The 488-nt window shown below is 74.4% G+C and carries 1 protein-coding gene and 1 pseudogene; both read left to right on the top strand.

Annotated features, from left to right (window positions below; all coding sequences use genetic code 11):
- Window positions 1-302: ATP-binding protein (locus G3I40_RS28115; protein WP_239091982.1), on the top strand; the 302-nt coding region annotated here is incomplete at its 5' end.
- A gap of 64 nt (window positions 303-366) precedes the next feature.
- A pseudogene (locus G3I40_RS47405) lies at window positions 367-488 on the top strand (DNA-binding response regulator); the annotation flags it as partial.

Genomic DNA, 488 nt, shown 5'->3' with positions numbered 1-488 from the left:
CCCGGGAACTGGCCGCGGCCGTCAGCGCCGCCCTGGACAATGTGCGCAGGCACGCGGGCGAGGGCGCGCACACCTGGATCCTGGTCGAGGACGAGCCGGACGCGGTCGTCGTGACCGTCAGGGACGACGGGCCGGGCATCCCGGAGGGCCGCCTCGCCCAGGCCGAGGGCGAGGGGCGGCTCGGCGTCGCCCAGTCCATCCGGGGCCGGCTGCGCGACATCGGCGGCACCGCCGAACTGATCTCGGTGCCGGGGCAGGGCACCGAGGTCGAACTGAACGTACCGAGGAAGACGACGACGTGAACGGCGCGGCCGACCGGCCGGCCCGGTCATCACGGTCATCACGGGGGAAGGCAGGACGGGAACCATGAGCGAACCACGCGAAGCGATCAGGGTGATGGTGGTCGACGACCACCCGATGTGGCGCGACGCCGTCGCCCGCGACCTGGCCGCGGCCGGGCTCGACGTCGTCGCCACGGCGGGCGACGG

This window comes from Streptomyces sp. SID14478 (assembly GCF_010548525.1).
Lineage (GTDB): Bacteria > Actinomycetota > Actinomycetes > Streptomycetales > Streptomycetaceae > Streptomyces.
This window is presented reverse-complemented; position numbering and strand designations above follow the sequence as displayed.